This window comes from Pseudomonas putida W15Oct28, assembly GCF_000708715.2.
GTDB classification, from domain to species: Bacteria; Pseudomonadota; Gammaproteobacteria; order Pseudomonadales; family Pseudomonadaceae; genus Aquipseudomonas; species Aquipseudomonas putida_R.
In genome coordinates, this window is the sequence record NZ_JENB01000052.1 from 1 (window position 1) to 25165 (window position 25165).

Below are 25165 nucleotides of genomic sequence, written 5' to 3' on the forward strand. Positions count from 1 at the left end.
CGTCGTGCTGGGGCTGGCGGTGGGGCAGTGGTGGATGTTCCGGCGGTTGCGATGGGTCTAGGTGTTCATTTTGAAACATTCGTCCCAATCGGATGTGTGACCCATTGCCCGGCCATCTCGTCTCTTGCTGACACTGCGCGAGGTGCCCATGCACGATCCGTTTGAAGAATCCCTGCGTGACCTGCTCAAGGCGTCACCCTCCGGCAATGACCGCGATGACCGGGATGACGCTGCCTGCCTGGGTCGCGTGCTGAAAACCGCCAACCGCCAGGTTGGCGCGGGTGATCTGTTCAGCCTGCTTGGCCGCTGGAGCCAGGCGCTGCTGATTGCCGTCAATAATGGCTCGGCGCATGTCGCGCCGGTGCGTCGACACTCTTCCCGCAACGCTGCCACCGGCAGCAAAGCAGATAAGGCCGATTGAATATGGAACTCGATCTCTGGACACAGAGCCTGGTCGCCGCGATGACCGCCCTTTGGACCAAGGTAGCGAACTTCATCCCCAACCTGTTCGGCGCGCTGGTCGTGGTGCTGCTCGGTTTCGTGGTGGCCAAGCTGCTCGACACGCTGTTGTCCAAACTGCTGGCCAAGCTTGGCCTGGACCGCCTGATGGGCGGCACCGGCCTCACCAAGATGCTCGGCCGGGTTGGCATCCAGGTGCCGATCTCGACCCTGATCGGCAAGATTGTCTACTGGTTCGTGCTGCTCATTTTCCTCGTCTCGGCCGCTGAGTCGCTAGGCCTGGAGCGGGTTTCGGCCACCCTCGACATGCTCGCCCTGTACCTGCCAAAAGTGTTCGGCGCGGCTTTGGTGCTGCTGGCCGGCGTGCTGCTGGCGCAGGTGGCCAACGGCCTGGTGCGCGGCGCCGCCGAAGGCATCGGCCTGGAATATTCGGCAGGCCTGGGGCGTATCACCCAGGGCTTGGTGATCATCATCAGCATCTCGGTTGCCATCAGCCAGCTGGAGGTGAAAACCGACCTGCTGAACCACGTGATCGTCATCGGGCTGATTACCGTTGGTCTGGCGGTAGCCCTGGCCATGGGCCTTGGCAGCCGCGAAATTGCCGGGCAGATCCTGGCCGGCATTTACGTGCGCGAGCTCTACCAGGTCGGCCAGCAGGTGCGAATTGGAGAGGTCGAAGGGCATATCGAGGAAATCGGCACGGTGAAGACAACGCTGCTGACCGATGATGGCGAACTGGTGTCGCTGGCCAATCGCGAGCTGCTTGAGCAGCGCGTCAATAGCCGCTAACCGCACAAAAGCTGTTAATGTATGCCGCCGCGAAATTCGACCCACGGGGTCGCGCGGCGACATTGACCTGACTGTCGGCCAGATCCGTTTTGAATAAAGTTCATTCGCCGCCCATGCGTTATGACCCCCGCGAGCTCACCGATGAAGAGTTGGTGGCGCGTTCGCATGAGGAGCTGTACCACGTTACCCGCGCCTATGAGGAGCTCATGCGGCGCTATCAGCGGACCCTTTTCAACGTCTGTGCGCGTTATTTGGGGAACGACCGTGACGCGGACGATGTCTGTCAAGAAGTGATGCTCAAGGTGCTGTACGGGCTGAAGAACTTCGAGGGTAAATCCAAGTTCAAGACCTGGCTCTACAGCATCACCTACAACGAGTGCATCACCCAGTACCGCAAGGAGCGCCGTAAACGCCGGTTGATGGATGCCTTGAGTCTGGACCCTATCGAAGAGGCGTCCGAAGACAAGGCCCCGAAGCCGGAAGAAAAAGGCGGGCTGGACAAGTGGCTGGTGCATGTGAACCCGATTGACCGGGAAATTCTGGTGCTGCGTTTTGTCGCAGAACTGGAATTTCAGGAAATTGCAGACATCATGCACATGGGCCTGAGCGCAACGAAAATGCGCTACAAGCGTGCGCTAGACAAGCTTCGTGAGAAATTTGCCGGCCTCGATGAAACTTAGTGGCATGCAAATATCTCTAACGAATCGGCGAGTTCTGCTAGACTTGCCGTCGAGTTGTCCCCCTTGTTTGTGGTGGGACTGCTTAACTATCACCAGATGGGGATTTAACGGATGAAATTGAAAAACACCTTGGGCTTGGCCATTGGTTCGCTCGTAGCCGCTACCTCGATTGGCGCTATGGCACAAGGCACAGGCGCTGTGGAAGTCGAAGGCTTCTACAAGAAAGAGTTCTTCGACAGCCAGCGCGACTTCAAGAACGACGGCAACCTGTTCGGCGGCTCGATCGGTTACTTCCTGACCGACGACGTTGAACTGCGCCTGGGTTACGACGAAGTTCACAACGCTCGTGGCGAAGACGGCAAGAACATCAAGGGCTCGAACACCGCCCTGGACGCCGTTTACCACTTCAACAACCCGTATGACGCAATCCGTCCGTACGTTTCCGCTGGTTTCTCGCACCAGTCGCTGGGCCAGACCGGCCGTGGCGGTCGTGACCACTCCACCTTCGCCAACGTTGGCGCTGGCGCCAAGTGGTACATCACCGACATGTTCTACGCCCGTGCCGGCGTAGAAGCTCAGTACAACATCGACCAGGGCGACACCGAGTGGGCCCCAAGCGTTGGTGTTGGCCTGAACTTCGGCGGTAGCCCGAAGCAAGCCGAAGCCGCTCCAGCTCCAGTTGCTGAAGTCTGCTCCGACTCCGACAACGACGGCGTTTGCGACAACGTCGACAAGTGCCCAGACACCCCGGCCAACGTTACCGTTGACGCCGACGGCTGCCCGGCTGTTGCCGAAGTCGTTCGTGTTGAGCTGGACGTCAAGTTCGACTTCGACAAGTCGGTCGTCAAGCCTAACAGCTACGGCGACATCAAAAACCTGGCTGACTTCATGAAGCAGTACCCACAAACCACCACCGTGGTTGAAGGTCACACTGACTCCGTGGGTCCAGACGCTTACAACCAGAAGCTGTCCGAGCGTCGTGCCAACGCTGTCAAGCAAGTCCTGACCCAGCAGTACGGCGTAGAATCTACCCGTGTTGACTCGGTAGGCTACGGCGAAACCCGTCCGGTTGCTGACAACGCCACCGAAGAAGGCCGTGCTGTCAACCGTCGCGTTGAAGCTCAGGTAGAAGCTCAGTCCAAGTAATTGGCCTGATGTTTCATGAAAAACCCGGCCTCGGCCGGGTTTTTCTTTGCCTGGATTTTTTGTCGCTTGTACCGGCCCTTTCGCGGGTAAATCGGACCGCCGCACCGCCGCTCCCACAGGGACTGCACCGCTGCTGAATCTGGTGCAGTCCCTGTGGGAGCGGCGGTGCGGCGGTCCGATTTACCCGCGAAAGGGCCGGTACGGCACAGGCAATACATCATCCGGCGATTGCGACCAAGGCCTGAGCCTGCTGTTCCCCAACCACTTCCCCAATCACCAGAATCGCCGGGCTACGCAAGCCAAACCCGCGCGCATCGTCCACCATCCCCCGCACATCGCTCCTGCACTCACGCTGCTGCGGCATCGAGGCATTCTCGATCATCGCCACCGGCATGCCCGGGGCCATGCCCCCCGCCAGCAACCCTTGGCGTACCTGTTCCAGCCGCGCCACGCCCATGTACACCACCAGCGTCGTCCCGCCCTGTGCCAGGGCCGCCCAGTTCAGTTCGCTGTCGTCCTGAGTGTGCGCCGTCACCAGCGTCACCCCGCGGCTTACACCGCGTGAAGTCAGCGAAATGCCGCATTGCGTGGCGCCTGCCAGGCCCGCCGTGATGCCGTTGACCAGCTCCACTTCGATGCCATGCCCCTGCAGCCATAGCGCCTCCTCACCTCCACGACCGAAAATACACGGGTCGCCACCTTTGAGCCGTACCACGCAACGCCCTTGTCGAGCATGGCGCAACATCAGGCGCTGGATGAACGCCTGTGGTGTGGAGCGGCAGCCGCCGCGCTTGCCCACGGCGATCACTCGGGCCTGCGGGCAGTGCTCCAGTACTGCCGGGTTGACCAGGTCGTCGATCATCACCACGGCGGCTTGCTGCAGGGCACGTACCGCCTTGAGGGTGAGCAGTTCAGGGTCGCCAGGGCCAGCACCCACCAGCCAGACTTTTGCATTCATCGGGTATTCCTCAGTGGCAGGGCGCGTTCAGCCTTTTAGCAGGCTGAGCAGCAAAATCAGGTTGAACAGCAAAGACAGCAGGGCCAGGGTGCGCCACACCTTCAGCGGCTCGCGCTCCAGCAATGGCCGTGGCCGGCTGGGTAGTTCCTGGCGGTCGCCGCGTTCCAGCAGCAGCAACCAGTGTTCGGCTGTTTCGAAGCGTTGCGCCGGGTCGGCGGCCACCGCCTGCTGCAGGTTGTGCTGCAGCCATTCCGGCAGGTCGGGGCGGTAGCGTGCGGCGTTGACTGGCTGGCCGAAACGCGGGCGCTGGAAGGCTTCCACCTCGCCATACGGGTAGTGCCCGGTCAGCAGGTGGTACAGCGTCACGCCGACGGCATACAGGTCTTGGCGCGGGCTGGGCGGTTGGCCCTCGAACGCTTCCGGGGCAATGTACGAGGGGGTGCCGGGCACGTCGTGCAGCGGGTCTTCGGACAGCCCCGGGCAGTAGGCCAGGCCGAAATCCAGCAGGCGCAGTTGGCCATCGCTGCCCAGGTGCAGGTTGTCTGGCTTGATATCGCGGTGCAGCAGGTTGCGCCGGTGCAGCACGCCGACCGCCTGCAGCAGTTGCCGGGCCATTTCCAGCCACTGCGGCAAGGGCAGCGGGCCGTGTTCGGCCAGCAGCGCCGCAAGGGTCTGGCCGGGGTATTCGCGCATCACGTAGTACAGGTGTTGCCGCTGGCTGGCAGCATGCAGCTCGGGGAAATGTCGGCCAGCGACCCGGCGCAGGAACCATTCTTCCAGCAACAGCCCCTGTGCCGCCTTAGGCTCCTGTTCGCGTGCGGCAGGCAGGGTTTTAAGCAGCCAGGCTTGACCTTGGCCGTCGCGCACCCGATACAGCAGCGACTGGCGGCTGTGCGACAGCAGCTGTTCGGTGTGCCAGCCATCGATCGCCTGGCCTTCGCGCAGCGGGCCAGGTACCGACCATTGCTGCAACTGTGCCAGGGTGTCGCCGAGGTTGTCGGTGCCGGGTTGCTCGACCTGTACCAGCAAGGCACTGGCGTTGTCCTGGCTGCCGTTGAGGTGGGCGCTGGCAACCAGCGTGTCGACGGCCAGTTGCAGGTCGGGCTGCTCACGCAGCACCGCCTGGATGTGCTGGTCGCCCAGGCTGGCCCAGACCCCGTCGCTTAACAGCAGGAAGCACTCGCCCGCCTGCAGCTCGCCCTCCAGGTAATCCACCAGCAGGTGTTGGTCCAGGCCCAGCGCGCGCTTCAGCACATGCTGCATGCCCGGCTGGTCCCACACGTGGTCTTCGCTAAGGCACTGCAGGTGCCCGGCGTGCCAGCGGTACACACGGCAGTCCCCGACATGGGCCAGGGTGAAGCGCCGGCCCCGCAGCACCAGTGCGCTGAGGGTGGTCAACAATGGCTGGCCGCTGCCTTGGGCGCGCAGCCAGCGGTTCTGTGCCAGCAGCAGGCGGTCGAGGGCCTGGGCCACACTCCAGGTGGCGGGGGTGGCGTAGTAGTCCAGGGCCAATGCCTGCAAGCTGGCGCGTGCTGCCAGGCCACCATCGGCGCATTGGCTGACGCCGTCGGCGAGGGCGAACAGGTAGCCCTTGCTGGCGGCCAGCTCTGGCGCTGGGGTCACCAGGCGCAGGGCGTCCTGGTTTTCCGCGCGCGGCCCGGTGGCGCTGGCCTGGGCAAAGCTCAGTTGCAGGCTCATCGGCGTGCCTCAGACCCGCGCTGCAGTGACTGCAGCCGAGCCCCAGGTGGTGCGCCAGCGCTGTTTCACGCCGTGCAGGCCGAACCATGCCAGCAGGCCCAGGCTGGCGAACAGCCACAGGCCCAACTGATAATCGCCGGTGTGCTGCTTGATGGTGCCAAGCCCTGCCGCCAGCAGGAAGCCGCCGATACCGCCGGCCATGCCGATCAGCCCGGTCATCACGCCGATTTCCTGGCGGAAGCGTTGTGGCACCAGCTGGAATACCGCGCCATTGCCAGCGCCAAGGCCAAGCATGGCACTGATGAACAGCGCCAGTGCGGCGGCGGCAGACGGCAGGTTGAAACCGACTGCGGCAATGCAGATGGCGGCCACGCTGTACATGCCCAGCAGGGTGCGGATGCCGCCGAAGCGGTCGGCCAGGGCGCCGCCGAGCGGGCGCATCAGGCTGCCGGCGAACACGCAGGCAGCGGTGTAGTAGCCGGCGGTGACCGGGCTCAGGCCGTACTGGTCGCTGAAGTAGCCGGGCAGGGCGCTGGCCAGGCCGATGAAACCGCCGAAAGTGACGCTGTAGAAGAACATGAACCACCAGCTGTCACGGTCGCCGAGGGCCTTGAGGTAGTCCGCCATGGCTTTCGGCTTGGGGCGCTCTGGGGCGTTGCGTGCCAGCAGGGCGAACACCACCAGCGCCAGCGTCAACGGAATCAGCGCGAAGCCGAACACATTGCTCCAGCCAAAACCGGCGGCCAACGCCGGGGCCAGCAGGGCGGCGAACACCGTGCCGGAGTTGCCGGCGCCGGCAATGCCCATGGCCTTGCCCTGGTGTTGCGGCGGGTACCACTGCGACGCCAGCGGCAGCGAAACGGCGAACGAAGCGCCGGCAAAGCCGAGGAACAAGCCCAGCAGCAGCACCTGTTCATAGCTGTGTACACCGAAGTGCCAGGCCGCCGCCAACGCGGCGATGACCACCACCTGGCCGATCAGGCCGGCGGTCTTGGGCGACAGGCGGTCGACCAGCACGCCCATGGCAAAGCGCAGGATCGCCCCGGACAGGATCGGCATGGCCACCATCAGGCCCCGTTGTTGTGCACTCAGTTGCAGGTCACCGGCAATCTGCACCGCCATCGGGCCCAGCAGGTACCAGACCATGAAGCTCAGGTCGAAGTACAGGAACGCAGCGAACAGCGTGGGCACATGCCCGGATTTCCAGAAGCTGGTACTCATCGAACACCTCACTCGGCAATGCAACGGAACGAAAAAGACGCCGCTACCCGCTCCATGAAGGTGGAGGGGAGAGCGACGTCTTTGTCGGGATTTAAGTGGGGCAACCGCCGTTGGCTACCGGTGCAAATACATCAGCAAGAGCCGGGCCAATTCGGAGTGTCGAGCAGCGCGGACTTTGTGGGAGCGGCCTTGTGTCGCGATGGGGCTGCGAAGCAGCCCCGGCAATCTCAGTGGCGAAGCTGAAATCCTGGGGCCGCTGCGCAGCCCTATCGCGACACAAGGCCGCTCCCACAAGGGCCTGCGCTGCTAGCCCAGCATCTCGTGCATGGCAATGATTTGCTCGGCCACCTGAATCAGCTTCTGCTGCCGGCTCATGGCCTGGCGGCGCATCAGGGTGTAGGCCTGTTCTTCGTTGCAGTCTTTCATTTTCATCAGCAAACCCTTGGCCTGCTCGATGCGTTTGCGTTCGGCCAGTTGCTGGTCGCGCGCCACCAACTGTGCCTTCAGTGCCTGGTCGCTTTCGAAGCGGGCCATGGCCACATCCAGAATCGGCTGCAACCGGGCGGCATGGATGCCTTCGACGATATAGGCACTGACGCCCGCCTGGATCGCCTGGCGCATCACCCCAGGGTCGTGCTCGTCGGTGAACAGCACGATGGGGCGCGGCTGGTCACGGCTGACCAGTACCACCTGTTCCATCACGTCGCGGTCGGGTGAGTCGGTGTCGATCAGTACCACATCCGGGCGCACCGTTTCGACGCAGGCAGGCAGGTCGATGGTCAGCCCTGGGGCTTCGGTGACCTCGAAGCCGGCCTCGATCAATGCCGCCTTGAGGCGGCCGAGTTTGTGCTGGGTGTCGTCGATCAGCAGGATGCGCAACATGTTGGTCCCCTCACGCGCCGACACGGGCATCGGGCAAGTCGCCCAGTGCATGCAGGCTGAAACTGCGGGCATAGCCGTAGGGGTCGCTGCCGTCCCAGCGGGTGCCGTCGATCAACAGGCTGCTGCGCATCGGCTGCTCGGGGCACGCTACGCCCAGGCTTTGCGCCGCCTCGCTGTACAAGGCCAGCTGCTGTACCTCGCGGGCCACGCCGAGGTAGTCGGGGTCTTCGCGCAGCAGGCCCCAGCGGCGGAACTGGGTCATGAACCACATGCCGTCGGACAGATACGGCAGGTTGGCCCGGCCGTGGTCGAACAGGCGCAGGGCATGCCGGTCTTGCCAGTGGTTGCCCAGGCCATCCTGGTAGTTGCCAAGCAAGCGCGGCTCGATGCTCTCCAGCGGCGTATCCAGATAGGCGCTGCCGCTGAGCAGTTGCGCGGTGCTGCGGCGGTTTTCCGGGCTTTGCTCGATGAACCGGCTGGCGGCGAGGATTGCCTTGATCAGGGCGCGGGCGCTGTTGGGGTACTGTTCGGCGAAAGCGCGGGCACAGGCCAGGACCTTTTCCGGGTGGTCCGGCCAGATCGACTGGCTGGTGGCCAGGGTGAAGCCCTGGCCCTTGGCCACCGCATCGGCGGCCCAGGGCTCGCCAACGCAAAAGCCGTCGATGCGCCCGGCCTGGATATGTGCGGCCATCTGTGCCGGCGGCACCACCACACTGTCGACGTCGCGCAGCGGGTGGATGCCCTGGCTGGCCAGCCAGTAATACAGCCACATGGCGTGGGTGCCGGTGGGGAAGGTCTGGGCGAAGGTCAGGCGCGCGCCATGCTGGTGCACCAATCGCGCCAGTGCTTCAGGGTTGGTCACGCCTTTACGCTGCAGGGCCGGGGACAGGTTGATCGCCTGGGCGTTCTGGTTCAGCCCCATGAGCACCGCCATATCACTGGCCGGTACGCCACCAATGCCAAGATGCACGGCGTAGACCAGGCCATACAGGCAGTGCGCGGCGTCCAGTTCGCCGCTGACCAATTTGTCGCGCAGCCCCGCCCAGGAGCCCTGGCGCTTGAGATTGAGGGTAAGGCCGTGTTGCTGGGCGAAGCCCTGGGTGGCCGCGACCACCACCGAGGCGCAGTCGGTCAGGGCCATGTAGCCGATGTTCAGGCTGGGCTTCTCTGGCGCGTCGCTGCCGTTGACCCAGGCCAGGGGCGTTGCTCGGGGTACAGTGTTCACAAGGTTCCTCGCCTGTACTGATTAGGCTGTGGGCCAAACCGGTGCAACCGATGTGCCAGGGCGGCAATGGCCCCATGATTTACTGTCCTGCCAGCGCCACGGTGGCTATAATCGCCCCCTCACTCACCCCGAGTCTTGCCCGCCCATGTATACCCTGGCCCGCCAGCTGCTGTTCAAGCTTTCTCCGGAAACTTCCCACGACCTGTCCCTGGACCTGATCGGTGCCGGTGGCCGCCTTGGCCTCAACGGCATGCTGTGCAAGCAGCCGGCGGCATTGCCGGTCACGGTCATGGGCTTGAACTTCGCCAACCCGGTGGGCCTGGCTGCCGGCCTGGACAAGAACGGCGCGGCCATCGACGGTTTTGCCCAGCTGGGCTTCGGTTTTGTCGAGATTGGCACCGTCACCCCGCGCCCGCAGCCGGGCAACCCCAAGCCACGGCTGTTCCGCCTGCCGGAAGCCACGGCCATCATCAACCGCATGGGCTTCAACAACCTGGGTGTCGATAACCTGCTCGACCGGGTACGTGCTTCGCGCTACAGCGGCGTGCTGGGCATCAACATCGGCAAGAACTTCGACACCCCGGTCGAGCGTGCCGTCGATGACTACCTGATCTGCCTGGACAAGGTGTACACCGCCGCCAGCTACATCACCGTCAACGTCAGCTCGCCGAACACCCCGGGCCTGCGCAGCCTGCAGTTTGGCGATTCGCTCAAGCAGTTGCTCGATGCCCTGGCCGTGCGCCGTGAGCAGCTGGCCGCTACCCATGGCAAGCGCGTGCCGCTGGCCATCAAGATTGCCCCGGACATGAGCGACGAAGAAACCGCACTGGTGGCGGCCGCGCTGATGGAATCGGGTATGGATGCGGTAATCGCCACCAACACCACGCTGGGTCGTGAAGGTGTCGAGGGGCTGCCGTATGGTGGCGAGGCGGGCGGCCTGTCGGGCGGGCCGGTGCTGGAAAAAAGCACCCACATCGTCAAGGTGCTGGCAGGCGAGTTGGGCGGCAAGCTGCCGATCATTGCTGCCGGTGGCATTACCGAAGGCCGCCACGCTGCCGAGAAGATCGCCGCCGGGGCGAGCCTGGTGCAGATCTACTCGGGCTTCATTTATAAAGGCCCGGCGCTGATCCGCGAGGCGGTGGACGCTATCGCGGCAATGCCACGGGGTTGATCGACAGGCATAAAAAAGGGCCCCTTCAAGGGGCCCCTGGGCCTTCGCCCGCCGCCCGGATGGGGCGTGCATGGTAAATCGAATTCAGTGTCCTCGATCAGCCAACGGCGTGATTTTCGTTGAGTCTATGGATGCCAGCGGTGCCAGTCATTCCGTCCCAGTTATCACCGCGACCTTCGCGCCAGCCGTTGATCCAGGCTTGGCGTACAGAAGGAAGATTGAAAGGGCAAAGTTCGCGGGATTTGCCGGTGACCCCGTATTGGTAGCCACGTGAATATGCTCTTTCCAACGGATCACGCTTAAGTCTTCTCATAGGGTGTTGCCCTCACTTGTTGACTGTAATGTCCCGTCGGCCTCTCTGAGGCCGGGCAGAGTCTTTCTGCCGGTTTGCGCTCGCTGCCGGCGTGGCGAGCTGAAAGTGCCGCCTCGTTGCGAAGCGGCCTGAGACCAGTTCTAACGAATGCGAGTCACGGTGTGAATGATCGATTTGTCATAAGCACGTAACCTTTCATAGGGTCAGGGGATAAGTAAATAAATGCGACTTAACCTTATTTGAGGTTGAGCCCGCTATGATCGGGGTTTGCTGATCATTGACGTCATTTCGCCAGCGTTGCTCGTGGGTGACAGAAATAATTTTAAATGCGACGAAGGGTCACACGGGCCCCGCCATCGCCAGAATTTTTTGTACTGCCTGATGATCTAAGCTGTCTTTGCCACTGGGCCGAGCGCAGATCGGTCAGGCGGCCCGGCCCTTCGCGGCACGCTTATGTGCCAGAAAAGGCCACCCGCACGCCTGCTGGAAAGGCATGCGGGCAAACATCGCGGGGCGATGCGTCGCCTCGTCAGTCAAATAGCCCAAGGCTCTGGAATACTCATGTCGGACCGTTTCGAACTCTACCTCACCTGCCCCAAAGGCCTCGAAAGCCTGCTTGCCGAAGAGGCCAAGGGCCTTGGCCTTGACGAGGTGCGTGAGCACACCTCGGCCATTCGCGGCGAGGCCGACATGGAAACCGCCTACCGCCTGTGCGTCTGGTCGCGCCTGGCCAACCGGGTGCTGCTGGTGCTCAAGCGCTTCTCCATGAAGAACGCCGACGACCTTTACGATGGCGTCAACGCGGTTGACTGGGCCGACCACCTGGCAGCCGACGGCACCCTGGCGGTGGAGTTCAGCGGCCATGGCTCGGGCATCGACAACACCCACTTCGGCGCGCTGAAGGTCAAGGATGCAATCGTCGACAAGCTGCGCAACCGCGAAGGCCTGCGCCCGTCGGTGGAAAAGATCGACCCTGACGTGCGTGTGCACCTGCGCCTGGACCGTGGCGAGGCCATTCTTTCCCTCGACCTTTCCGGCCACAGCCTGCACCAGCGCGGCTATCGCTTGCAGCAAGGTGCTGCGCCGCTGAAGGAAAACCTGGCGGCAGCCGTGCTGATCCGTTCGGGCTGGCCGCGTATTGCCGCCGAAGGTGGCGCACTGGCCGACCCGATGTGCGGTGTGGGCACCTTCCTGGTCGAGGCGGCGATGATCGCTGCCGATATCGCGCCCAACCTCAAGCGTGAGCGCTGGGGCTTCAGTGCCTGGCTCGGCCATGTGCCGGCGCTGTGGCGCAAGGTCCACGACGAAGCGCAGGCGCGGGCGCAGGCCGGCCTGGCCAAGCCACCGCTGTGGATCCGCGGCTACGAAGCCGACCCGCGGCTGATCCAGCCGGGCCGCAACAACGTCGAGCGCGCCGGCCTGGGCGACTGGGTGAAGATCTATCAGGGCGAGGTCAGTACCTTCGAGCCACGCCCGGACCAGAACCAGAAAGGCCTGGTCATCAGCAACCCGCCCTATGGTGAGCGTCTGGGTGACGAAGCCAGCCTGCTGTATCTCTACCAAAACCTTGGCGAGCGCCTGCGTCAGGCCTGCATGGGCTGGGAGGCAGCTGTGTTCACCGGCGCGCCGCAGTTGGGCAAACGCATGGGTATTCGCAGCCACAAGCAGTACGCGTTCTGGAACGGCGCCTTGCCGTGCAAGCTGCTGCTGTTCAAGGTGCAGCCCGACCAGTTCGTGACGGGCGAGCGCCGCGAGGCCCAGGCCGACAACACTGAAGTCCGTGAGCAAGCGCCGGTCGCCAGCGAGCCGGCGCGCCTGTCGGAAGGGGCGCAGATGTTTGCCAACCGCCTGCAGAAGAACCTCAAGCAACTCGGCAAGTGGGCCCGCCGCGAGCAGGTTGACTGCTACCGCCTGTACGATGCCGACATGCCCGAGTACGCCCTGGCGGTCGACCTGTATCACGACTGGGTGCATGTGCAGGAGTACGCCGCGCCACGTTCGATCGACCCGGAAAAAGCCCAGTCGCGTCTGCTTGATGCCCTGGCGGCCATCCCCCAGGCACTGGGCATTTCGCCGCAGCGTGTGGTGCTCAAGCGCCGCGAGCGGCAGAGTGGTACCCGCCAGTACGAGCGCCAGGCCACCGAGGGCCGCTTCCAGGAAGTGAACGAAGGTGGCGTCAAGCTGCTGGTCAACCTCACCGACTACCTCGACACCGGGCTGTTCCTTGACCACCGCCCGATGCGCATGCGTATCCAGCGCGAGGCTGCCGGCAAGCGTTTCCTCAACCTGTTCTGCTACACCGCCACGGCTTCTGTGCATGCGGCCAAAGGCGGCGCACGCAGCACCACCAGTGTCGACCTGTCGAAAACTTACCTCGACTGGGCGCGGCGCAACCTGGCACTCAATGGCTTCTCCGAGCGCAACCGCCTGGAGCAGGGCGATGTGATGGCCTGGCTGGAAGCTAACCGCGACAGCTACGACCTGATCTTCATCGACCCGCCAACCTTCTCCAACTCCAAGCGTATGGAAGGCGTGTTCGACGTGCAGCGTGACCACGTGCAACTGCTGGACCTGGCCATGGCTCGCCTGGCGCCGGATGGCGTGTTGTATTTCTCCAACAACTTCCGCAAGTTCCAGCTGGACGAGCACCTGATGGCGCGCTATGCCGTGGAAGAAATCACCGCCCAGACGCTGGACCCGGACTTTGCCCGTAACAACCGGATCCACCGCGCCTGGCGCCTGCAATCGCGTTGAGCCGACGAGGTACATTGCGCGGCTAATGGCCAATAGCTATAAATGAGGGTAGGGCGAGATAATCCGCAGGACGCTGACGTGACGAGATGGGTGTATGTCAAAGTGTGGCGTGCGTGCGCGGTTATTGGGCCTGTGCACAGAAGCGGTGTCCGCCTGGGCGGTGGCGCTGGTGGCTTTGGTGGCGGGCGGCCTGTTGACGGCCGCCTTGGCGCTTGCCGCGCAGACCTTCTACAAGCAGCAGTTGCGCCAGCGTTTCGAGTTGCTGGCCAGCGAGCGCTTCAGCCGTATTGCCGAGCGTTTTGATGAACAGCAGCAGCGCCTGGACGGGCTGCGGCGGTTCTTCAGCTTTTCCAACGAAGTCACCCCGCTCGAATTTGACGGTTACGCCCGGCCATTGCTGCAGCGCACCCTGGCCTACGCTTGGGCGCCGCGTGTAGAAGCCGCGCAACGCGCCGAGTTCGAGCGCCATGCCAGTGAGCATTCAGGCCCGGGCTATGTGATCCGTGACCAGGACGCGCAAGGCCAATGGCGCCCCGCGCCGCTGCGCGACCATTACTTCCCTGTGCTGTATACCCAATCCGGTGAAATGCCCGGGCTGCCCTATGGGCTGGACCTTGCCGGCCAGGCTGCCCTGGCACGGGCGCTCGCGCCTGGCAGCATGGCGGTGTCCGAGCCCTTGGCCATGTACGAGATCCCTTCGTACGCGCGTGGCTTGCTGCTGGTGGCGCCGGTGTTTTCCGACGCTAATCCGCATGGCGCAGCAGTAGGTTATGTGACGGCCTTGTTGAGCATGCGCGAGCTGGTCAGCGATGGGCGGCCAGTGGCGGCAGATGACAACCTGGTGGTGCGCATCGTTGATCCGTCCGGGTTGCAAGGGCCGGAAGTGATGTTCGACTCGTTGAACCAGGTCGCCCCCTTGTCGCTGGCCAGCAACCAGGTGTTGCACCTGGCGGACCACCACTTCCAGTTGAGCATCCTGCCGAGCCAGGCCTTCTTGCAGGCCAATCGTTCTTCGGCAGTGCTGGCGGTTGTCCTGCTGGGTGGGTTGTTGAGCCTGCTGCTCAGCGCCTTGCTCTACAGCCTGTTCAGCCAGCGTCAGCGCGCCTTGGCTCTGGTGGAGCAGCGTACCGCCGAACTGCGGGTCAGCGAGCAGTCGCTGCGAGGTACCCACAACCAGCTACGCAGCGTGCTGGATGCGGCGACCCAGGTCGCAATCATTGCCACCAACCTCAAGGGTGTGGTCAGTACCTTCAATGCCGGTGCAGAGCGTATGTTCGGTTACCCGGCCAGCGAGGCGATCGGCCAGTTGCACCTTGAACACCTGGTACTGCCTGAGGAACTGAGCCTGCGCGCCCATGCGCTGAGCCTGCGCTATGGCCGCCCGATTGCCGGTGGCCAGGCCATGTTCGCCGAAACGGTGCAAGCGCATGGCGCCGAGCCTGGGGAATGGACCTTGTTGCGCGCCGATGGCAGCCAGCTGGTGGCCAATATGCTGGTTACCGCCATGCTGGATGAACAGGGTTTGTGGGTTGGCTACCTGGCCATCTGCATTGATGTCACCGAGCGGCGTCGGGTACACGAGGCACTGGCGGCGCGCGACCGGTTGCTGGAAAAGCTCAGTGCCGAGGTGCCGGGCGGCATTTATCAGTACCGCCTGGATGCCAACGGCCATTCGTGCTTTCCCTATGCCAGCCAGGGCCTGTACGACATCTACGAAGTCGACCTGCAGCAATTGCGCGAGGATGCCACGCTGGTGTTCGAGCGCATCCACCCCGATGACCTGGACCGCGTGCGCCGCTCGGTGCGTTACTCAGCCGAGCATCTGGCGCCCTGGCGCGAGGAATACCGGGTGTGCCTGCCGCGTGTCGGCCTGCGCTGGGTACGTGGCGAAGCGACGCCAGAGGTGGGGGAGCAGGGCTGTACCCTGTGGCATGGCTACCTGACGGATATCTCCGACCTCAAAGGCGTGGAGGAGGAGTTGCGGGCGTTGTCGGTGACCGACTCGCTGACCGGCATCCATAACCGCCGCTACTTCCAGGACCGGCTCAAGGCCGAACTGGAACGCGCCCAGCGCGACGGCCTGGCGTTGGCCGTGATCATGCTCGACATCGATCACTTCAAATGCATCAACGACCGCTTCGGCCATGCCATGGGCGACCGCGTGCTGCGCAGCTTGTGCCAGCGTATTGGCCAGCGCTTGCGGCGTACTGATGTGTTCTGCCGGCTGGGTGGGGAAGAGTTCATGGTGCTGTGCCCGGGCAGCGACGCCGAGCAGGCGCGGCTGCTGGCGCTTGAGTTATGGCATGGGGTGCGCACGGTGCCGGTGGAAGGCGTGGGCCAGGTGACCGCGAGTTTTGGTGTGGCGGGCTGGCGGCCAGGGGAGGGCGCCGATGCCTTGCTGCTGCGGGCTGATGCGGGTGTCTATACAGCCAAGCAGGCCGGACGGGACCGGGTGGAAGGGGAATCCGTCTGATAGCTGCCGGTTGTCGGTACTGGCCCTTTCGCGGCTAAAGCCGCTCCCACAGGTATTGCGTGGGCCCGAAGCCTGCGCTGCACCTGTGGGAGCGGCTTTAGCCGCGAAAGGGCCGGCACTGGCTGACCAATCAGTTGGCCGCTGTGCTACCGGCCAGCTTCGGCTGGCGATACAGGTCGAGCAGCACCTGGTCGAGCACCTGCGAAGCACCCCACGGTTTCGGGTCGTTGAGAATCGCTGCCACTGCCCAGGTATGGCCATTGCTGTCGCGGCTGAAGCCGGCAATCGCACGCACGGTGTTCAGCGTGCCGGTCTTGATGTGCCCTTCACCGGTCATGGCGGTGCGCTTCAGGCGCTTGCGCATGGTGCCGTCCATGCCCACCAGCGGCATCGAACTCATGAACTCGGCAGCGTAGGGGCTCTTCCAGGCAGCCTGCAGCATCTCGGCCATTTCCCGGGTGCTGACCCGTTCGGCACGCGACAGGCCAGAGCCGTTCTCCATGACCAGGTGCGGCGCGGTAATGCCCTTTTTCGCCAGCCATTGGCGTACTACGCGCTGGGCGGCGCGGGCATCGTCCCCATCGGCATCGGTGCGGAACTGCGCACCAAGGCTCAGGAACAGCTGCTGGGCCATGGTGTTGTTGCTGTACTTGTTGATGTCGCGGATCACTTCCACCAGGTCTGGCGAGAAGGCGCGGGCCAGCAGGCGAGCACTCTTGGGCACATTCTCGATGCGGTCGCCACCCTGGATGCTGCCACCCAGCTCGTTCCAGATAGCGCGCACGGCACCGGCGGCGTAGGTTGCATGGTCGAGCAGCGACAGGTAGGTCTGCGAGTTGCAGCCGTCACCCAGCTGGCCGCTGACGGTCACGCTGATGCCATCGGCCTGGGGTACCGGGTTGTAGCGCACATCGCCTGTGCACTGCTTGGAGGCCACTGCCTTGACCTGGTTGTCGATGCGGATGCTGGCAATCGGTGGTTCGACCGCGATGGTGACCTTGCCACCGTCGTTGCGGGCCACGAAGCGCAGGGCCTTGAGGTTGACCAGCAGCGAGTCGGGCTTGACCAGGAACGGCTTGTTCTCATCGCCACCGTCATCGTTGAACTGCGGCAGGTTGGGCTGCACGAAGTGGCTGCGGTCCAGCACCAGGTCACCGGTGATGGTGCGCACGCCATTGGCGCGCAGGTCACGCATCAGCAGCCACAGCTTTTCCATGTTCAGTTTCGGGTCGCCGCCACCTTTGAGGTACAGGTTGCCGTTGAGCACGCCGTTGCTCAGGGTGCCGTCGGTATAGAACTCGGTTTTCCACTGGAAGGTCGGGCCAAGCAGTTCGAGGGCCGCGTAGGTAGTGACCAGTTTCATGGTCGAGGCCGGGTTTACCGAAACATCGGCGTTGAAGACGGTCGGCGTGCCGGGGCCGTCCAGCGGCAGCATCACCAGCGACAGGGCGGTGTCCTGCAGCTTGTTGGCCTTGAGCGCCTGCTGCACTTTGGCGGGCAGGGTGGTATTGACGGCGGCGGCCTGGCTGGGCAATGCGAGTGGCAACAGCAGGGTGGCAAGAACGAGGGGACGAAGCGTTTTGATCATAATGGATAAATACCCTGCGGCGAGGGAAAAGGGCATTGGGGCTGTAAGAGATGGTGGCCCCACGACGAAAGAGTACGCATTATGCCCCAAGCGTAGCGACGATGCGCCACGTTCGACGGAAAAGCACCGCCAATAAAAAAGGCCACCCGCAAGGGTAGCCTTTTCAGCAATCAAGCCAGGCAGGGATCACTCAGCCTTGTTGATCGGCTTTTCCGGGTACCAGGCGTCCAGCAGCGGGCTGACTTCGATTTTGGTCAGTTCGCTACGGCCCTTGAGCCAGGCTTCAACGGCGGCGCGCTGTTCTTCGCTGGCCGAGCCGCGCTTGATCGAGCACACCAGGCCGTAATCGTCACCGCCTACATAGTCCAGGCCGTTGGCGTCCATCGCTTCTTCCAGGAACGCATCGAGGAAAGCATCGATTGCCTGGTCATCCAGATCTTCCTTGAATTCCAGGTTCAGCTCGAAGCCCAATTCCTGAAACTCGTCGACACACAGCTTTTTGCGCAGACGACGGGAGCGGTTTGTGGCCATGAAACAATCCTCTTAGGTAATAACGCCGCGCAGTCTACCAGTTAACACGTCTGGCTGCCTCCCTGAGTGCATGCGCCGGTGGCCAGTTCCTTGGCCAAAGCCCGTTCCACACGGCACATGTGCCGTGCCAGGGCCTGGCGCCGCAGGCGCAGCTGGGGGGTAGGCAAGCCGCTGGCCTCCAGCGCTTCGCAGGCCTCCATCAGGTCGGGGGCTTCCAGCATGCGCGCGGCGCTCAACACCTTGTGGGCCTGCTCGGCAATGGCGTCGCTGTCATGCTCTGGATGCAGCGCCATCAAGCTGGCCAGGTCGGCCTGCAGGCTGTGCAGCAAGGCCTGCAGGAAGCGCTGGCGGTCGGCGGGGTCATGCCCGACCACGGCAACCAGGCCATCCAGGTTGTACAGCTTGCGCCGTGGCTTTTGCTGGCGCCGCGGGCGAATGCTCGCCAGGCGCTGGCTGAGGGTACCCAGGCTGATTGGCTTGAGCAGGCAGTCGTCCATACCTGCGCTCAGGCACTGGCGGCGCACTTCTGGCTGTGCGTTGGCGGTGTAGCCGAGGATGGTGCAGCGCAGCCGGTTGCCATGGCGTTCTTCGGTACGGACGGCGGTCGCCAGTTGGTAGCCGTTCATGTGCGGCATGTTGCAGTCGAGCACCAGCACATCGAAGTCGCCTGCCCGCCAGCTGGCCAGGCCTTCGCGGCCATCGCGGGCGCTGGCATGTGCCAGGCCCAGGTAGCCAAGCTGCTGCGCCATCAGTTGCAGATTGGCCGGGTGGTCGTCGATCACCAGCACGTTCAGCCGCGGGTCAGGCACCTCGAAGTGTTCGAAGGGCGGCGCTGGCTGCGCGGCGGCGTCAATGCGCTGCAGTGGCATCTTCAGGCGCACCTGGGTGCCAACATCTTCCAGGCTCTTGATGGTCAGGCTGCCGCCCATCATTTCGCACAGGTTGCGGCAGATAGCCAGGCCCAGCCCGGTACCTGCACGGGCGCCCTGGCTATGCGGGTTGGCCTGGATGAATGGATTGAACAGGCGTTGCAGGTCGTCGGCATGGATGCCGATGCCGCTGTCGCGCACTTCCAGTTCCAGCACGGCGGGCGTGGTATTGCCGTCGTCCTGCAGGCCGACGCAGATGCGAACCTGCCCGTGCTCGGTGAACTTGATGGCGTTGCTCACCAGGTTGGACAACACCTGTTTGAAACGCAGGGGGTCGAGCAGTACGTGGCAGCGCGCAGCGGGTGCGATCATCACTTCCAGGGCGAGGCCTTTTTGCCGCGCCTGCCCCTCGAAAACACGCCCTACCGATTCGACCAGGGCTGCCAGGTCGACGGCCTCCGGGGCCAGGGACAAGTGCCCGGACTCGATGTGCGCGATGTCGAGGATGTCGCCGATCAGGCCCAGCAGGTCCTTGGCTGAATGGTGAGCCAGTTCCAGGGCGCTGCGGTCCACCCGGCCTTGGTCAGCGCGTTTGGCTGCCAGTTCGAGCATGCCGATGACGGCGTTCATCGGGGTGCGGATTTCGTGGCTGATGGTAGCCAGGAAGGTGCTCTTGGCGCGGTTGGCATCGTCGGCCTGCTGCTTGGCCTGGCGCAGTTCCATGACCAACTGGCGGCGCTCGCTGATGTTGATCCAGCCGCCGATGATGCCCTGCACGTCCCCCAGTGAGTCGCGGTACGGCAGTATCCAGTGGTAGATGGTCATTTCGCGGCCCTTGATCCGCAGTGGCCGGTCCATGATCAACGGCGAGCCTGCCGACATGACCTTCAGGTAGTCGGCCTGGATCTGCCGAGTCTGCTCGCCGTCGGCAAACAGGCTGCCTTCCAGCTGTTTGCCGATGACTTCGTCGGAGCGTGCCTGCACGGCTTCCAGATAGCTGTAGTTGCAGCTTTGCAGGCAGCCCTCGCGGTCACGCACGTACATGGGGTGGGGCGTGCCGTTGAGCAGGGCACGCATGAACGCCAGTTGGTCGTTCAGTGCACGTTCGGCGCGTTGGCGCTGGCGGATCTGCAGGCGCAGGCGGGCGTTCCAGAGCAAGGCCAGCAACAGAAGCGCGACCGTACCCAGCACCGCTTGTAACGCAAGCCGGCTATAGCCTTTGTCGTTGCCATCGTCGTGCTGCCCGAAACCGCGCCAGCGGTTGTTGATTACCCCGAGTTCTTCGGGCGAGATGCTCAGCAACGCCTTGTCGAGGATCGACACCATCGCCTGTGACTGGGTGCTGGTGGCCATGGCGAAGTTGGCGGGTTCGCTGCCGACCGTGGTACGGATGACCAGCCCGGGGTTGCTGGCCAAGGCATGGTTGGCGTCGATCAACGTGGTGATCACCGCATCGACGGCACCGCTGTTGAGCAATGCCATGGAATAGAACGCGCTTTCGGTCTCGACCCAGCCGATTTTCGGATAATGCCGAGACAGCATGGCGTCCATGGCGCTATGGCGGGTAATGGCAACGCGATGCTCCTGCAACTGTTCCAGCGTGCTCAGCCCCTTGTCGTCCTTGCGGCCGACCAGCACGAAAGCGCTCTCCAGGTAGGGGCGGCTGACCTGCAGGTCGTTTTCGGTCACCCCGCCAGTGGCCAGAGCGGCAATCACATCTGCACGGCCATCTTTGAGGCGGGTGATCATGTCGGCGATGCCGCTGGCGCGCTGCACTTCAAAGCGCAAGCCGGTGCGCAGGCTGATCAGCTCCAGTAGGTCGGCGGTGATGCCGCGAAAATGCCCCGAGCTATTGAAATACGATAGCGGCGCGGCCGTATCATCGATCGTCACGCGCATCACCGGGTGGTCTTGCAGCCATTGCTCCTCCGCGTCGGTCAGTTGCAGCTTGCGGTCGGTCAGCAGCAGGTCGCTGCCGGCGCTCCAGCGTTTGAAGATGCTGGCACGCAGGGCCGGGGTCTGGCTGTCCAGTGTGGCGTTCACCAGCGCCAGTAAAAGCCTGTCCTGCTGGCGCAAGGCAAAGCCGAAGCCGATGGCCTCGTGCTGGCCGAAATTGGCCATGCGCAGGCGCGGCAGGTGGCCGCGGTTAAGCAGGTAGTGGGTGGAGATGGTGTCGCCGATGTACACGTCGGCCTGGCCGAATGCCACGGCGTTCAAGGCTTGGCTGGAGGAGCCAAAGGCTAGCAGCTCGGCCATGGGGTAGGTGCTGCGTACCTCATGCTTGGGCAGGTAATGGTAAAGCATGCCAAGGCGCATGCCGCTCAGGTCCATGTCGAGCGCCCGGCTTTCGTCTTCGCGTGTTACCAGCACCGGTTGGTCAACGGCATAGGGGTGCGACAGCGCCAGGCCGTCGCTGGCTGCTTCGTAGCCATTGGCGCTGCCAAGCAGGTCGATATCGCCGTGCCTGAGCGCCTCCACTGCCGCCTGCCGGCTGGAGAACCGCAGCACCCGCACGGGTAACTGCAAGGCCGTGCCGATCAGGCTCGCATACTCGGCGGTGAGCCCCTGGTAGTCGCGGCCGCCACTGGTGATGTCGAACGGCGGGTAGTCCGGAGCCGATGTGCCCAGCACCAGTTCCTGACGGCCTTCAAGCCATTGCCGTTGTTCGGCCGTGAGCATGGGTTGGGTCGGCTTGGCCGATGAACGGGCCAGTAACGTATAGGACGTGGCCTCGTGATAGGTGGCCTGCGCTACGCCGCTGAACAGGAGCAGGGCGAGCAGCAGGCGAGCGATAAGCCGCGGCATGACCACCCTCAGACCAGCGCGTTGCGTTTGGCCATTTCGATCAGGTCAACCAGTGTACCGACCTGAAGTTTGTGCATGAGGCGCTTCTTGTAGGTGCTGACGGTCTTGCTGCTGAGGAACATGCCCTTGGCAATTTCCTTGTTGCTGCGGCCTTGGGCGAAGAGTTGCAGTACCATCAGTTCACGGTCATTGACCTGGCGGAAAAGTTGCAGCTCGGTATCGGTTGTCTGGTTATGCTTTATTGCCTGGCTGGGGAAGTAGTTGTAACCGGCCAGTACCGCCTTGATTGCACTGAGCAGTTCGCTCAGGTCTTCTTGCTTGCACACATAGCCTGCGGCGCCAGAGTGCATGCAGCGCACGGCAAACAATGCGGGAGACTGCGCGGTCAACACCAGCACCTTCAACGGCAGGGCCATGGCCTGAAAGCGGGAAAGTACCTCCAGGCCGTCTAGCTTGGGGATGCTGATGTCGAGGATGACCAGGTCGGGAGCGGCTTCACGAATCATCTGCATGGCGTCCACGCCATTGTCCGATTCGCCGACAATCTTGTAATTCTGATTTTCCAGCAACATACGGACGGCCAGGCGGATGACAGGATGGTCGTCGACAATAAATATGGTTTGCATGTTCAACTTCCCTGCGGGCGATTGAGGGGGACAGCCGGCACCTTATCGCAGTTGGAAGTCATGGGGCATGCGAGGAAGGGCGATTCGCTCCTTATGGGAAATGGCTTACAAGATAAAACTAAACGGGCTACGAAAATTGTGTGTTTGACCCAATGTCAAAGTGTCTTTGGTAACTTTTCATGGGCATTTATTCGTACTGTTTAACTTGCTGTCAGTATATGTAGGAAGTTTCCTGCACTGCGCGGTGCAGCACCGGCTCAAGGGCCGTGGCTGCACCGGCGTGCTTCAGGTGGGGCTGGAGCGCCCGGTCATTTCCCGGGCCATTTCGCTGGCATAGCTGTCGGTCATCCCGGCGATGAAGTCGATCATGCGCAGAAAGGCGCTGTGCAGCGAAGCATGCGGGTCCGGGGCATTGTTGCCGATCAGGTCCAGTACCCGGCGGCTCTTGAACGAGGGGGTGCGCCCGCCGTGCTGTTCGAGCGCTGCGCCACAAAAGGTGTTGAGCAGAATCTCCAGGGTGGTATAGGCACCGATTTCGTGCAGGGTCTTGCGCTTGTCCTGGAAAATCTTGTTGCGCGCCATGTCCTTGGCCTGCAGCACGCAGCGCTTGGCCGGGCCATGCATGTGCTCGACCAGGTCGCCCGCCAAGTGCCCGGCCAGCAGTGCCTGCTGCTGCTCGACGAACGCTTGGGCGGCGGCGTTGGTCAGGTGCTCGATCGCCTTGCCACGCAGAATCGCCAGCTTGCGCCGGCGGGAATCGCGTGGGCCGAGCTGACGGTAGGTTTCTGGCAGGTCTTCACCGACCAGGTCAAGCAGCAGCGTTTCGACTTCAGCGTATTCCAGCAACTCCATTTCCAGGCCGTCTTCCAGGTCGATCAGCGCGTAGCAGATGTCATCGGCGGCCTCCATCAGGTACACCAGCGGGTGGCGCGCCCAGCGCTGGTCTTCCAGTTGCGGCATGCCGAGCTTGCGGGCGATCTGCTCAAGCAGGGGCAGTTCGCTCTGGTAGCTGCCGAACTTGTGCTTCTTGTAGCCCAAGGCGTCGGCGTGGCGCGCGCTCCAGGGGTACTTCAGGTAAGTGCCGAGGGTGGCGTAGGTCAGCCGCGTACCGCCGTCGAACTGGTGGTACTCCAGCTGGGTGAGTACGCGAAAGCCCTGGGCGTTGCCCTCGAAATTCAGGAAGTCGGCCCGCTCGTCGTCGCTCATGTCATCCAGCCAGCCACGCCCGGCGGCCTGCTGGAACCAGTGGCGGATGGCGTCCTCACCGGAGTGGCCGAAGGGCGGGTTGCCGATGTCGTGGGCCAGGCAGGCTGACTGCACGATCATCCCCAGGTCGCTGGGGGCGCACCAGTCGGGCAGATTGTCGCGCAGGGTTTCGCCGACGCGCATGCCCAGCGACCGACCTACGCAACTGACTTCCAGCGAGTGGGTGAGGCGCGTGTGGATATGGTCGTTGCTGGAAACCGGGTGTACCTGGGTCTTGCGCCCGAGGCGGCGAAAGGCGCCGGAGAAGATGATGCGGTCATGGTCTTTGTGGAAAGGGCTGCGCCCGAGTTCATCGGCGCTGTAGAGGGCTTTGCCCAGGCGTTCGCGGGTGAGCAGGGTGTGCCAGTCCAAGGCGCATTCTCCTGTGGATCGAAGGCTATAGCTTCCGGTGTCGTGTTCATCTGCGCAAGGGGCAGGTCGATGCCTACCCTGTGGGAGCGGGTTCACCCGCGAATGCTGCAGCGGAGCCACCGAGGCATTCGCGGGTGAACCCGCTCCCACAGGGGGCACTACAGGTCGTCAGGGGCGGCGGTTGCCTTGCAGGTACAGGCGCACCAGCGGCAGCAGGCTGCTGCCCAGGCGCACCAGCCGCGCCAGGTTACCGCTGCGCACGCCCTTGCCGGTGAGGAAGCCCAGCGCCACCACGGCGCCAACCCCCCACAAAGGCGCATGCTTGATCCCCAGCCCTTCATGCAGCGAACTGCCCATGCCGCGCACGCGGCGCAGCGGTTCCATCAGCTGCCCGGACTCATGGCGAATTTCCTGGCGGTGCATTTCCATCCGCAGGCGCAGCAGTGCCTTGCGCAGTTCGCGCGGGTTACGGGTGTTTGGCAGTTGTGGCAGGCTCATGGCAACAGGCGCTCCCTGTCCTTGGCGAGTTCGTCGAGAGTGGCCCCGAACGGCGACGATTCGTCGAACACCGCTGCCTTCAGGCGCAACCCGCAGTACAGCGCGGCAAGGCCATAGAACACGCACAGGCCGATGATGCCGGCCAGGCGATAGCTGTCCCACAGCAGTACCAGCAACAGCCCGGACAGGGCCGTCAGCAGGAGCAGGGCGAACACCAGGGCCAGGCCGGCGAACAGCAGCAGGCTGAGGGTGCGGCCTTTTTGCTCCTGCAACTCGATGCCGAACAGTTCGATGTGGCTGTGCAGCAGCCCCAGCGCAGCCGCGCCCAGGCGCTTGCCCGAGGCGCTGGCGCCGTTGGCTTCATTCTCCATGGTAACCCCTTAGCGCCGGTTGGCCAGCAGGCCGATCAACAGGCCGACGCCGGCCGCGATGCCGATCGCCTGCCACGGGTTTTCCTGCACGTATTCCTCGGCGCTGCCCAGCGCCGCCTGGCCGCGTTCGCGCACCGAGTCCTGGGTCAGTTGCAGGGTTTCGCGAGCCTGGGTCAGGCGGTCGTGAATCTGTTCGCGCAACTCGTCAGCCTGATCGCCGGCCAGGTTGGCAGTGTCGGCCAGCAGCCGCTCGGTATCGCGTACCAAAGCCTGAAAGTCAGCCATCAGTATCTCTTGTGCAGTCTTTGCCGATTTGCTGGCCATGGGCCTCTCCCTGTCGATGAGTGTTGGTAGTTCGAGTAATAGCACGCGCGGAAGGTTCAAGTGCCGGTGCTGGTATGGGCCTTGCTAAGGCTTTGCCACGTTGCGGGGCGTCTCTGGCAGGTATTGCGCCGATTCAGGGCGCCTGCCCAGCGGGTACCGATAAACCT

21 protein-coding genes are annotated in these 25165 nt (G+C 63.5%); 7 read left to right on the top strand and 14 right to left on the bottom strand.

Translation table 11 applies throughout. The annotated features are described in order from the left end of the window. Window positions 1-148 precede the first annotated feature (148 nt). From AK81_RS24390 to AK81_RS24405, 4 genes are all read left to right on the top strand, one after another. Window positions 149-421 (top strand): hypothetical protein, encoded by a 273-nt coding sequence (locus AK81_RS24390; protein ID WP_014591816.1) that lies wholly within the window; start codon window positions 149-151, stop codon window positions 419-421. A 2-nt stretch (window positions 422-423) separates the two neighbouring features. Further along, window positions 424-1248, top strand: coding sequence for a mechanosensitive ion channel family protein (locus AK81_RS24395; RefSeq protein ID WP_043203343.1), 825 nt, complete (start codon window positions 424-426; stop codon window positions 1246-1248). Window positions 1249-1361: 113 nt separating this feature from the next. Further along, a complete protein-coding gene (sigX, locus tag AK81_RS24400) occupies window positions 1362-1928 on the top strand; it encodes an RNA polymerase sigma factor SigX (RefSeq protein WP_016500791.1) in 567 nt (188 codons plus the stop codon). 111 nt (window positions 1929-2039) lie between these two features. After that, window positions 2040-3074: an OmpA family protein gene (locus AK81_RS24405; RefSeq protein WP_016500790.1), complete on the top strand. Its 1035-nt coding sequence runs from the start codon at window positions 2040-2042 to the stop codon at window positions 3072-3074. Window positions 3075-3291: 217 nt separating this feature from the next. On the opposite strand, the gene cobA is transcribed toward AK81_RS24405, so the two are convergent. The 5 genes from cobA to AK81_RS24430 form a co-directional block, all read right to left on the bottom strand. Then, window positions 3292-4032, bottom strand: coding sequence for a uroporphyrinogen-III C-methyltransferase (gene cobA / locus AK81_RS24410; RefSeq protein WP_043203345.1), 741 nt, complete (start codon window positions 4030-4032; stop codon window positions 3292-3294). A 27-nt stretch (window positions 4033-4059) separates the two neighbouring features. Further along, window positions 4060-5730 carry a bifunctional protein-serine/threonine kinase/phosphatase gene (locus tag AK81_RS24415; RefSeq protein WP_043203347.1) on the bottom strand — a complete coding sequence of 557 codons (1671 nt, stop codon included), beginning with the start codon at window positions 5728-5730 and terminating at the stop codon, window positions 4060-4062. 9 nt (window positions 5731-5739) lie between these two features. Then, window positions 5740-6951: a nitrate/nitrite transporter gene (locus AK81_RS24420; protein WP_043203350.1), complete on the bottom strand. Its 1212-nt coding sequence runs from the start codon at window positions 6949-6951 to the stop codon at window positions 5740-5742. A gap of 306 nt (window positions 6952-7257) precedes the next feature. Continuing rightward, complete coding sequence (locus AK81_RS24425; RefSeq protein WP_016500786.1) at window positions 7258-7833, bottom strand: ANTAR domain-containing response regulator; 576 nt, start codon at window positions 7831-7833, stop codon at window positions 7258-7260. Window positions 7834-7843: 10 nt separating this feature from the next. Beyond that, the gene (locus AK81_RS24430; protein ID WP_043203353.1) at window positions 7844-9058 is read right to left on the bottom strand and encodes a CmpA/NrtA family ABC transporter substrate-binding protein; all 1215 of its coding nucleotides are present in this window, start codon (window positions 9056-9058) and stop codon (window positions 7844-7846) included. A gap of 145 nt (window positions 9059-9203) precedes the next feature. Between AK81_RS24430 and AK81_RS24435 the strand changes: the two genes are divergently transcribed. Then, a complete protein-coding gene (locus AK81_RS24435) occupies window positions 9204-10229 on the top strand; it encodes a quinone-dependent dihydroorotate dehydrogenase (protein ID WP_043203356.1) in 1026 nt (341 codons plus the stop codon). A 97-nt stretch (window positions 10230-10326) separates the two neighbouring features. Here AK81_RS24435 and rmf read toward each other — a convergent pair whose 3' ends face one another. After that, window positions 10327-10542: a ribosome modulation factor gene (gene rmf, locus AK81_RS28735; RefSeq protein ID WP_003248687.1), complete on the bottom strand. Its 216-nt coding sequence runs from the start codon at window positions 10540-10542 to the stop codon at window positions 10327-10329. A 561-nt stretch (window positions 10543-11103) separates the two neighbouring features. Here rmf and rlmKL point away from each other — a divergent pair. Further along, entirely contained in the window at window positions 11104-13296 is a 2193-nt protein-coding gene (rlmKL, locus tag AK81_RS24440; RefSeq protein ID WP_043203358.1) for a bifunctional 23S rRNA (guanine(2069)-N(7))-methyltransferase RlmK/23S rRNA (guanine(2445)-N(2))-methyltransferase RlmL, read from the top strand. Between the two features lie 94 nt (window positions 13297-13390). Continuing rightward, on the top strand, window positions 13391-15769 hold the full coding sequence (locus tag AK81_RS24445; RefSeq protein WP_043203360.1) for a sensor domain-containing diguanylate cyclase: 2379 nt from the start codon (window positions 13391-13393) through the stop codon (window positions 15767-15769). 130 nt (window positions 15770-15899) lie between these two features. Here AK81_RS24445 and dacB read toward each other — a convergent pair whose 3' ends face one another. From dacB to AK81_RS24485, 8 genes are all read right to left on the bottom strand, one after another. Further along, window positions 15900-17357: a D-alanyl-D-alanine carboxypeptidase/D-alanyl-D-alanine endopeptidase gene (gene dacB, locus AK81_RS24450; RefSeq protein WP_043203363.1), complete on the bottom strand. Its 1458-nt coding sequence runs from the start codon at window positions 17355-17357 to the stop codon at window positions 15900-15902. Window positions 17358-17543: 186 nt separating this feature from the next. Next, window positions 17544-17888, bottom strand: a complete 345-nt coding sequence (locus tag AK81_RS24455) for a YggL family protein (RefSeq protein WP_043203364.1) — start codon at window positions 17886-17888, stop codon at window positions 17544-17546. Window positions 17889-17929: 41 nt separating this feature from the next. Then, window positions 17930-21562 (bottom strand): ATP-binding protein, encoded by a 3633-nt coding sequence (locus tag AK81_RS24460; protein ID WP_043203366.1) that lies wholly within the window; start codon window positions 21560-21562, stop codon window positions 17930-17932. 8 nt (window positions 21563-21570) lie between these two features. Continuing rightward, window positions 21571-22188, bottom strand: a complete 618-nt coding sequence (locus AK81_RS24465) for a response regulator transcription factor (RefSeq protein ID WP_043203367.1) — start codon at window positions 22186-22188, stop codon at window positions 21571-21573. Window positions 22189-22473: 285 nt separating this feature from the next. Then, window positions 22474-23805 (bottom strand): deoxyguanosinetriphosphate triphosphohydrolase, encoded by a 1332-nt coding sequence (locus AK81_RS24470; RefSeq protein ID WP_043203369.1) that lies wholly within the window; start codon window positions 23803-23805, stop codon window positions 22474-22476. A 168-nt stretch (window positions 23806-23973) separates the two neighbouring features. After that, a complete protein-coding gene (locus AK81_RS24475) occupies window positions 23974-24303 on the bottom strand; it encodes a hypothetical protein (protein WP_043203370.1) in 330 nt (109 codons plus the stop codon). Further along, window positions 24300-24674 (bottom strand): phage holin family protein, encoded by a 375-nt coding sequence (locus tag AK81_RS24480; protein ID WP_043203372.1) that lies wholly within the window; start codon window positions 24672-24674, stop codon window positions 24300-24302. Before AK81_RS24480 ends, AK81_RS24475 begins: the two co-directional genes overlap by 4 nt. Window positions 24675-24683: 9 nt before the next feature. Next, window positions 24684-24998 carry a DUF883 family protein gene (locus AK81_RS24485; RefSeq protein WP_043203373.1) on the bottom strand — a complete coding sequence of 105 codons (315 nt, stop codon included), beginning with the start codon at window positions 24996-24998 and terminating at the stop codon, window positions 24684-24686. Window positions 24999-25165 lie beyond the last annotated feature (167 nt).